The 9,507-nt window shown below is 61.8% G+C and carries 11 protein-coding genes; all 11 read left to right on the top strand.

Annotated elements, in window-relative coordinates:
* Positions 1–331 precede the first annotated feature (331 nt).
* Complete coding sequence (locus ACJRPG_RS23585; protein ID WP_408002552.1) at positions 332–1,810, top strand: B12-binding domain-containing radical SAM protein; 1,479 nt, start codon at positions 332–334, stop codon at positions 1,808–1,810.
* A 57-nt stretch (positions 1,811–1,867) separates the two neighbouring features.
* Entirely contained in the window at positions 1,868–2,995 is a 1,128-nt protein-coding gene (locus ACJRPG_RS23580) for an MlaE family ABC transporter permease (protein WP_408002551.1), read from the top strand.
* Positions 2,995–3,831, top strand: a complete 837-nt coding sequence (locus tag ACJRPG_RS23575; RefSeq protein WP_408002550.1) for an ABC transporter ATP-binding protein — start codon at positions 2,995–2,997, stop codon at positions 3,829–3,831. The genes ACJRPG_RS23580 and ACJRPG_RS23575 overlap by 1 nt, the downstream gene beginning before the upstream one ends.
* 11 nt (positions 3,832–3,842) lie before the next feature.
* Complete coding sequence (locus ACJRPG_RS23570) at positions 3,843–4,781, top strand: MlaD family protein (RefSeq protein WP_408002549.1); 939 nt, start codon at positions 3,843–3,845, stop codon at positions 4,779–4,781.
* An 8-nt stretch (positions 4,782–4,789) separates the two neighbouring features.
* Positions 4,790–5,398 carry an ABC-type transport auxiliary lipoprotein family protein gene (locus ACJRPG_RS23565; protein WP_408002548.1) on the top strand — a complete coding sequence of 203 codons (609 nt, stop codon included), beginning with the start codon at positions 4,790–4,792 and terminating at the stop codon, positions 5,396–5,398.
* A 2-nt stretch (positions 5,399–5,400) separates the two neighbouring features.
* Complete coding sequence (locus tag ACJRPG_RS23560; protein WP_408002547.1) at positions 5,401–6,546, top strand: VanZ family protein; 1,146 nt, start codon at positions 5,401–5,403, stop codon at positions 6,544–6,546.
* Positions 6,547–6,589: 43 nt separating this feature from the next.
* On the top strand, positions 6,590–6,913 hold the full coding sequence (locus ACJRPG_RS23555; RefSeq protein ID WP_408002546.1) for a (2Fe-2S) ferredoxin domain-containing protein: 324 nt from the start codon (positions 6,590–6,592) through the stop codon (positions 6,911–6,913).
* On the top strand, positions 6,913–7,572 hold the full coding sequence (locus ACJRPG_RS23550) for an alpha/beta hydrolase (RefSeq protein WP_408002553.1): 660 nt from the start codon (positions 6,913–6,915) through the stop codon (positions 7,570–7,572). Before ACJRPG_RS23555 ends, ACJRPG_RS23550 begins: the two co-directional genes overlap by 1 nt.
* Positions 7,573–7,647: 75 nt before the next feature.
* A complete protein-coding gene (locus tag ACJRPG_RS23545) occupies positions 7,648–8,793 on the top strand; it encodes a D-alanyl-D-alanine carboxypeptidase family protein (protein ID WP_408002545.1) in 1,146 nt (381 codons plus the stop codon).
* 104 nt (positions 8,794–8,897) lie between these two features.
* The gene (locus ACJRPG_RS23540; RefSeq protein WP_408002544.1) at positions 8,898–9,347 is read left to right on the top strand and encodes a hypothetical protein; all 450 of its coding nucleotides are present in this window, start codon (positions 8,898–8,900) and stop codon (positions 9,345–9,347) included.
* A gap of 14 nt (positions 9,348–9,361) precedes the next feature.
* On the top strand, positions 9,362–9,490 hold the full coding sequence (locus ACJRPG_RS23535) for a hypothetical protein (RefSeq protein ID WP_408002543.1): 129 nt from the start codon (positions 9,362–9,364) through the stop codon (positions 9,488–9,490).
* The last annotated feature ends 17 nt before the right edge of the window (positions 9,491–9,507 follow it).

Genomic DNA, 9,507 nt, shown 5'->3' with positions numbered 1-9,507 from the left:
TCTCTGTTTAAAGTCATTTCTGACTTGGTCGCTCTCAAAAATACTGACTTACAATATTTCTGTGAGCGTTTAAATAATTTGAGCATCGAGGCCTAAGCCCCGTGCACTTCTTCAAACGCCCACACTTATCGACTGTTAATTTTTAAAGATCCTGCTGTTCGATGAAGCGTTTTGTTCATCAGCAGAGAGGCGATATTATCCGCTGTTTCTCACAGCTCGTCAACCTCTTTTTTCTGCCTCGCTGCTAGTGCATCGCGGCAGGGACAGAACTATAGCGAACCGGCGCCCTGTGCGCAAGGGTAAAATGTGAATTTTGTTCGGCCGCGTTCCCATGTCCATCCTCCTCAGCACCCTGAATGCCCGCTATACCCACGCTTCGCTGGGTTTGCGCTACCTGCTCGCCAATATGGGTGCGCTGCAGGCGCAGACGCGCATCCAGGAATTCGTGATCGGGGCGAAGACCACTGAGCTGGTGGAACGCATCCTCGCGGCAAAGCCACGCATCCTGGGGCTGGGCGTCTATATATGGAATGTGGAGGAGACTACCCGGCTGGTGGCGATGCTGAAGCGCGTGGCGCCGGAACTGGTGATTGTGCTGGGCGGGCCGGAGGTATCGCACGAGACCAATGAGCAGCAGATCGTGCAGCTGGCCGACTACGTGGTGACGGGCTGGGGCGACGTGACTTTCCCCAAGCTGTGCGGTGAAATCCTGAACGGCCCCAAGCCGCTAATGAAAGTGCATGCAGGCGTTCAGCCGCCGATGGCGGAGATTGCCATGCCCTATTCCCTGTACTCGGATGAGGATATCGCGCACCGCACTTTATATGTGGAAGCGTCGCGCGGCTGCCCCTTCAAGTGCGAGTTCTGCCTGTCGGCGCTGGACAAGACGGCCTGGCCGTTCAATATCGATACCTTCCTGGCGGAAATGGAGTCGCTGCATGTGCGCGGCGCACGGCTGTTCAAGTTCGTGGACCGCACCTTCAACCTGAATATCAAGACCAGCTTGAAGATCATGCAGTTCTTCCTCGATAAGCTGGCAGCCAATCCGGATGACCCGGTGTTCGCCCACTTCGAGCTGGTGCCGGATCATTTGCCAGATGCGCTGAAGGAAGGCATCCAGAAGTTCCCTCCGGGGGCGCTGCAGTTCGAGATCGGCATCCAGAGCTTCAACCCGACGGTGCAGGGCCATATCAGCCGCAAGCAGGATAACCAGAAGGCGGCCGACAATATCCGCTGGCTGTGCGAGCATTCGGATGTGCACATGCACGTGGACCTGATCGCCGGCCTGCCCGGCGAAACCGTGGAGAGCTTCGGCGAAGGCTTCGATAAGTTGTGGGCGCTCGGGCCGCACGAGATCCAGTTCGGCATCCTGAAGCGTCTGCGCGGCACGCCCATCATCCGCCACACCGCGGAATTCGGCATGGTGTTCGATCCGCATCCGCCCTATACGATCCTCGCCAACCGCGATATCGACTTCCCCACGATGCAGCGGCTGGTGCGCTTTGCGCGCTACTGGGACCTGGTCGCGAACTCCGGCCGCTTCACGCATGCGACGCCGGTACTGCTGGGCGACCAGCCTTTCAAGCGCTTCATGGCCTTCTCCGACTGGCTGTATGCGAATACGGATGCGACGCACCGGATTGCACTGGACCGGCTGGCCGCACTGGTGGGCCGCTACCTGCGGGAACAGGGGCTGGCCGAGGACGTGGACGCCCTGCTGGCCCAGGACGGCCATGGCGTGAAACGTAAGCCGGAGGCGTCGCCGGCCGCCGTCCTGCCGCAGCGCCAGGCACGCCACCTGGCAGCCTGAAGCACGGTTGGGCTTGGTCTTATAGCAAAGTTAACAATTCTCACTTACACTGGCGACATGCCCATTGCAGAAGAGCCAACCTTAACTATCAGTTCCGGCGACGGGCCGGAGCAGACCGTGACCGCCGCCGGTACCTGGCAGGTTCACGCACTGGCTCATCGCAAAACGATTAAAACGATTTCCACCACCCTGGACCGTGTGCAGCACAAGGCCGCGCAATGGGATCTGACGGCCGTGGACAGCCTCGATCACATGGGCGCGCAGCTGCTGTGGCAAGCCTGGGGCTACAAGCGGCCGGCTGCATTGAAGCTCGGCGCCGGCCAGGAGGAATTCTTCAACCGGCTCGAAGCGACCGGCAAGCTGGAACTGCCGCGTACACGCACGCACCATATGGGCTGGATCACGACACTGGGCGGCGGCGTGCTTCACTTCGTCGAGCATATGCAGGGCTTCGTCAGCCTGATCGGCCAGGTGACACAGGATATGTGGCGCTTCCTGAAGAATCCCATCCGCGGGCCGTGGCGCGAAATCTCGGCCAATATCTTCCACGCGGGCTTCCAGGCGCTGGGAATTACGGCGCTGGTGGGTTTCCTGATCGGGGTGGTGCTGTCCTACCTGTCGGCGCAGCAGCTGCGCAACTTCGGCGGGGATATCTACCTCGTGAACCTGCTCGGCATGAGCATCATCCGCGAACTGGGGCCGCTGCTGGCGGCAATCCTGGTGGCGGGCCGCTCTGGTTCCTCCATCACGGCGCAGCTGGGCGTGATGCGCGTGACCGAAGAACTGGATGCCATGCTGGTAATGGGTATTTCGCATGGCTTCCGCCTGATTCTCCCGAAAGTGGTGGCGCTTGCGATCTCCATGCCGCTGCTGGTGATCTGGACCGATACGATGGCCCTCATCGGCGGAATGGTGGCTGCGAAGATCGAGCTGAATCTCTCGGCGCGCTACTTTATCCAGAAGCTGCCGGATGCCGTCCCGCTGGCGAACTATATGATCGGCCTGGGCAAGGGGGCGGTGTTCGGCATGCTGATTGCGCTGGTTTCCTGCCATTTCGGCCTGCGCATCCAGCCGAATACCGAGAGCCTGGGACGCGGCACCACGACTTCGGTGGTGACGGCGATTACCGTGGTGATCCTGGCCGATGCGGTGTTCGCCATTGTGTTTAATGGAGTGGGATTCTGATGACGGACGAAACTCCACAGGAAGAATGCGGCTGCCCGGCCGACTCGCCGGGCGAGCTGACGCTGGACGGCAGTGTGCCGGTGGTGGAGATCACCAACCTGCAGACGAAGTTCGGCCGCACGGTGATCCATAATGAGCTGAACCTGAAGATCGAACAGGGCGAGATCATGTCGATCGTCGGCGGCTCGGGCACGGGCAAGACGGTGCTGCTACGGCAGATGCTGGGCCTGGAGCGGCCGACCAAGGGCTGCGTGCGCGTGTTCGGCGAGGACATCACACAGGCCAAGGCGGACCAGCTGCAGCTGCTGCGCAACCACTGGGGCATGCTGTTCCAGCAGGGCGCGCTGTATTCGGCGCTGACGGTGTTCGAGAACATTGCGCAGCCGATGCGCGAGTTGCGCGTGCTGCCGCACGATCTGATCCGTGATGCCGTGCTATTAAAGATGAACATGGTCGGCCTCGGGCCGGAGCATGCGAACAAGATGCCTTCGGACCTTTCGGGCGGCATGATCAAGCGGGTGGCGCTGGCTCGTGCACTGGCGCTGGAACCCAAGCTGCTGTTCCTCGATGAGCCGACCGCGGGCCTGGACCCGGACCGCTCGGAGAGCTTTGTATCGCTGATCAAATCGCTGCACCGCGAGCTGGGACTGACTGTTGTGATGGTGACGCACGATCTGGACAGCCTGTTCGCACTGTCCACGCGCATCGCCGTGCTGGCCGAAAAACATGTGATAGCGGTAGGCCCGACGCGTGAGGTGATCCGCGTGGACCATCCGTTTATCAAGGAATTCTTCCTGGGCGACCGCGGCAAGCGGGCACTCGAAGCCCTCGAATAAAAGGAGCAGGAATGGAGAATCGATCACACGCTTTCATGACGGGCATTTTCACGATATCGCTGCTTACGGCCGCTATCCTGTTCGGCATCTGGTTCAACCGCGACCGGGTGGAGTATGACCCTTACCTGATCGCGACCACGCTCGCCGTGCCGGGACTGAACCCGCAGGCGGCAGTGCGCTACCGCGGCCTGGAAGTGGGCAAGGTCGACGAGATTGACTTCGACCCGAAGGCGGCGGGCCAGATCCTGGTTCACCTGAGTATCGATCCGGCGACGCCAATCACCCGCACCACCTTTGCCACGCTGGGCTACCAGGGCGTGACGGGCATCGCTTACATCCAGCTGGATGACGAGTCGGTGGGTTCGCCCCGCCTTGGCACCGACAAGAAAAACCCGAGCCGCATTCCGCTGCACCCCGGCCTGCTGGACCAGCTGGAGAAGCGCGGCACGGCTATCCTGGAGAAAGCGGAAGCCATCACCGGCAAGCTGAATACCCTGCTCAGCGACGAGAACCAGAAGACCATGCTGTCCGCCTTCTCGGACGTGAGCGCCGCCGCGCGTGAATACCGCGAACTGCCGGCGCGCCTCGGTCCGACCATCGACAAGCTGCCGGCATTGGCGGCACAAACCGACCGCACGCTGAAATCGGTGCAGAACCTGGCCGACAGTGCGGACAGCGTGGCACAGTCGCTGAATGGTCCGGACGGCGCCGTGAACCGCATTTCGGCAGCCGTGGACCGTGCCGCGACTTCGGTGGAAGCCGTCACCAGCGGCGTTGAGCTGGAAGCCCTGCCCAGCATTACGGGCCTGACCGACGAAACGAAATCGTCGATGCGCGCCGTGCGCCGTACCATGAATACCCTGAACGACCGCCCGCAAAGCATCCTGTTCGGCGCGCCGCAGATTGCGCCGGGCCCGGGTGAACCCGGCTTTGCGGCGCCGAACAAATAAGGACCACCATGAAAATAACGATGATGCGTTCCCTGTCCGCCCTCGCCTGCGCCGCACTGTTCGCAGGCTGCGCCAGCACCAAGGGCCCGGCGCCGACCAGCTTCGATTTCGGCCCGCTGAGCGGCCCCGCCCTGGCGGCGGCGCCAGCGAATTATCCTGCGATCGTGGTCTCCGACGTGACCGGCCCGGCCCTGCTGGACACGCAGCGCATGTATTACCGCCTGATGTATGCGGACGCGCAGCAATCGCGCCCCTATGCCTTCAACCAGTGGGCGGCGAATCCGATGCAACTGCTGACGCAGCGCATGAAGGCGCGCATGGCGCAGGCCGGCGTGAAGGTGCTGAACACGACGGATGCAAGCGGCGGCCTGCCGCTGCTGCGCCTCGAAGTGGATGACTTCTCGCAGAACTTCGATACGCAGACGCAGAGCAGCGCCAGCATCACCTTGCGCGCTTCGCTGTTCCGCTCGCACAAGCTGATTGACCAGCGCACCTTCACCCGCAGTACGCCCGCGCCGAGCGCCGATGCGCCGGGCGGTGCGCGCGCCCTGGCGGCCAATGCCGACGCCATCACGGCCGACCTGCTGGCCTGGCTGGCCATCCTGCCTGCGCAATAAGCATGATCGAGCAAGAAGCACCCGGCACCGGCACGGCGGTCCCGCGCAAGGGATCGCCGGTGTCGCGTGCTGCGCTGCTGGCCTACTTCCTGCTGATTATCTATGCCAGCTGGTTCCCCTTCTCCGGCTGGCATAACCAGGGGCTGTCGCCGCTGATCTTCCTTGAGCATACGTCCATGCCGCGCTACTGGACGATGTTCGATGCCGTCATCAACGTAATCGGCTATATCCCCTTCGGCATGCTGCTGGCCTATGCCATGCATCCGCGCATACGCGGCATCGTCGCCTTCATACTGGTGGCGATCATTGGCGCACTCGTGTCGGGCATGATGGAAGCGGTGCAGACCTACCTGCCGAGCCGCGTGTCGTCCAACCTCGACTTCTATACCAATGCCGCGGGCTGCACGCTGGGCGGGCTCCTGGGGGTGCTGAGCGCGCGCAAGCTGCTCGACACCAGCCACCTTTACCGCCTGCGCCAGCGCTGGTTCGCCCAGCATGCCAGCCAGGGCCTGGTGCTGCTGGCACTGTGGCCGCTGGCGCAGATTTATCCTCAGTCCTTCCTGTTCGGACTGGGCGAGCTGCTGCCCATCCTGTCCGAATGGCTGAGCGAGCTGCTGGAGATGGATATCGACCTCGCGTCCTATGTGCGGCCGGATGTGGACCTGAGCGTGGAGCAGTACTGGCTGTCCGAAACCATTGTGACCGCCTGCGGCATGGTGGGCGCCGCACTGACCTTGCTGTGCCTGATGCGCAAGCCCGCGCCGCGCGCGCTGCTGGTGATTGGCCTGATCGGCGCCGCAGTGCTGACGCGTTCGCTGGCGACGGCACTGCTGTTCTCACCCGAAAATGCGTTTACCTGGATTACGCCGGGCGCACAGGGCGGCTTCCTGATCGGCGCCATCATGCTGGCCGGCCTGGCCTTCGCTCCGCAGACGGCACAGCGCCGCCTGGCTGCCGCTACCATCCTGCTCAGCCTCCTTATCGTGAACACGACGCCGGTCAATCCCTACTTCAGCGCCACGCTGCAGACCTGGGTGCAGGGCAAGTTCCTGAACTTCAACGGCGCGGCCCAGTTCCTGTCCGTGATGTGGCCTTTCGTGGCCCTGTGGTTCCTGTGGCTGCCCTCGCATAAACTCAATAAACCCTGATCGCGGGTATCATTACGCCTTGCGTTTCAATTTGGACACCAGCATGAGCGACACTCCCTACTTCAAGCATCACGTGTTCTTCTGCATGAACCACCGTGATGATGGCCGCGAGAGCTGCGGCCCGCGCGGCGCCGAACAGGCGCAGAAGCACGCCAAGAAGCGCTGCAAGGAACTGAACCTGAACGGCGCCGGCAAGGTGCGCATCAACCAGGCGGGCTGCCTGGACCGCTGCGAGCATGGCCCGGTACTCGTGGTCTATCCCGAGGGCACCTGGTACACCTATGTGGACACCAGCGATATCGACGAAATCATTGACCAGCACCTGGTCAACGGACAGCCAGTGGAAAGGCTGAAGATCAAGGCATGATGAACAAGAATACGAAACACTTCACGATGCAAGGCAATGCGGGCCTGATGGAAGGCCTGATCGACAAACCCATCGGCCGCGAGCCGCGCGGCATTGCCCTGGTGGCGCATCCGCACCCGCTGTATGGCGGCACGATGGAGAACAAGGTGGCGCAGACGCTGGCGCGCACCTTTGCGGCGTTGGGCTATGTGGTGGCGCGCATCAATTTCCGCGGCGTGGGCCAGTCGGAAGGCGTGCACGACCACGGCCATGGCGAAACCGACGACATGGAGCTGCTGTACAAGCATATGACGGAGCAGTATCCGGGCCTGCCGGTGGCGCTGTCCGGCTTCTCCTTCGGCACCTTCGTGCAGTCCAAGCTGCAGGAACGCCTGACGGCAGCCGGCACCCCGGCGGAACGCCTGGTGCTGGTGGGCAGCGCCGCCGGCAAATGGCAGATGGCCGATATTCCCGCGAATACGATCCTGATCCACGGCGAGAACGACGATACGATTCCGCTGCAGGCCGTATTCGACTGGGCCCGGCCGCAGGATATTCCGGTGATCGTGATTCCCGGCGCCGACCACTTCTTCCACCGCAAGCTCGGCCATATCAAGAGCTGGGTCATCGCCCTGTGGCAGAACGGCGCGCAGCAAATGGACGACGCCGAGGCCGAATAAGCGCCTATAATGTCCGGGCCGCAAGGGAGCAGCTCCCTGCGGCCCCGCTTCAATGTCAACCGAATTCGAAAGTCCATGAAAAAATTCCTCGCTGCACTGGTTTCCAGTGTGCTGATTATTTCTTCCGCCGTCGCGCAAACCATCCCTGCCCCGACCATCGCCGCCCGTTCCTGGCTGCTGCTGGATGCCACCAGCAACCAGATCGTGGCTTCGCAGGATCCGAATATGCGCGTGGAGCCTGCCTCGCTGACGAAGATCATGACGGCCTACGTGACCTTCACCGCGCTGCGCGACAAGAAGCTGACGCTGGACCAGAAGGTGAACGTGTCGGTACGCGCGTGGAAAGTGGATGCCAGCAGCTCGAAGATGTTTATCGACCCCGCGGTGCCGGTCTCGATCAGCGACCTCCTGTATGGCCTGATGGTGCAATCCGGTAACGATGCGGCCGTGGCGCTGGCCGAAGCCGTGGCGGGCGACGAAGCCACCTTCGTTACGCTGATGAACCGCGAAGCCCAGCGCATGGGCATGGCGAACACCCACTTCGCCAACCCGCACGGGCTGCCGAGCCCGGAGAACTACACGACGGCGGCCGACCTGGCCACGCTGGCGCGCAATGTGATCAAGGACTTCCCCGAGTACTACAAGATCGACTCGGTGAAGAGCTTCACCTATAACAAGATCACCCAGCAGAACCGCAACCGCCTGCTGTGGCTGGACCCGACCGTGGACGGCATGAAGACCGGCCACACCGAAGCGGCCGGCTATTGCATGGTGGCGTCCGCGCGCCGTCCGAACGGCACCGGCGAGCGCCGCCTGATCTCGGTGGTGATGGGCACGACGTCCGACTCGGTGCGGACCGCCGAAAGCCAGAAGCTGCTGAACTGGGGCTTCCAGAACTTCGACACCGTGAAGCTCTACACCAAGGGCCAGGCCATCGATACGCCGCAGGTGTGGAAGGGTTCCAAGAACAATGTGAAGATCGGCTTCCGCAACGACGTGCTGGTGACAGTGCCGAAAGGCGTGGCCGCCAAGATGAAGCCGGTGCTGGAACGCAAGGATCCGCTGGTGGCGCCGATTCCCGAGAACAGCAACGTCGGCAAGCTGAAGATGATGGTGGACGGCAAGCCGCTGCTGGAACTGCCGGTGGTGGCGCTGGAGCCGGTGGCCCAGGCTTCCATCTTCGGCCGCGCCTGGGACTCGATCAGGCTCTGGCTGCAGTAATCCCCTGCGCCCCCACAAGAACCCTGCAGATTCTGCAGGGTTTTTTATTGCCCCGCAGGTGCCGCTGGCCTACATTGACTCATCGTGGTTTCAGCGAGGCGGCCGTGAACGACTGGCATTTCGTAAATCTGTTCGTCCCAACCTTGCTGCCATTGATGTTCCTGGCGGCCAGCTTTTTGTTCAACTTATCAAAAGTAGAAAAGGCGCGCGTTAGTCCATTGATTGCCGTTAAGGACGGCCAACTGTCGTGGGCAGGCTTGGGCATGTGCGTAAGCGGTTTGTACGAGCTACGCCATCCATCTCCGGCCAGTGAGCTGAGCGAACCTTGGCAGACAGCGATCTTCTGGCTGCTCATCGCAATATTGATGCTGCACGTCTTCATCGCGGCGGTGGCTCCGATATTTCCAACAAAACGCACGCCACACGCCAGTATCCGGGAAATTGCCCGGCACTATCGAGTACTAATTACGTCCGCGTTCCTGACACTGGGAGCAGCCTGGCTCTACTCCTACGTTCATTTGACAACGCAGGTATGCACAACTAGCATGAGTTGAGAGGAGGTTGGATTATGGGCAAACTGATACACAAATTCCTCGAAGACGAAGAACGCGCTCACACGATCATTGCGGTCATCGGGATGGGTGGGGGCCTGATTGTGATGGTGCTCTTTTTTCTGAGCTACTGGCTGTTGCGCTGAAAAGCGGCGGAGGGAGG

Source organism: Pseudoduganella rhizocola (assembly GCF_045984285.3).
Lineage (GTDB): Bacteria > Pseudomonadota > Gammaproteobacteria > Burkholderiales > Burkholderiaceae_D > Rugamonas.
The sequence above is the reverse complement of the archived record's forward strand: the minus strand, read 5'-3'. Positions and strand labels throughout refer to the sequence as shown.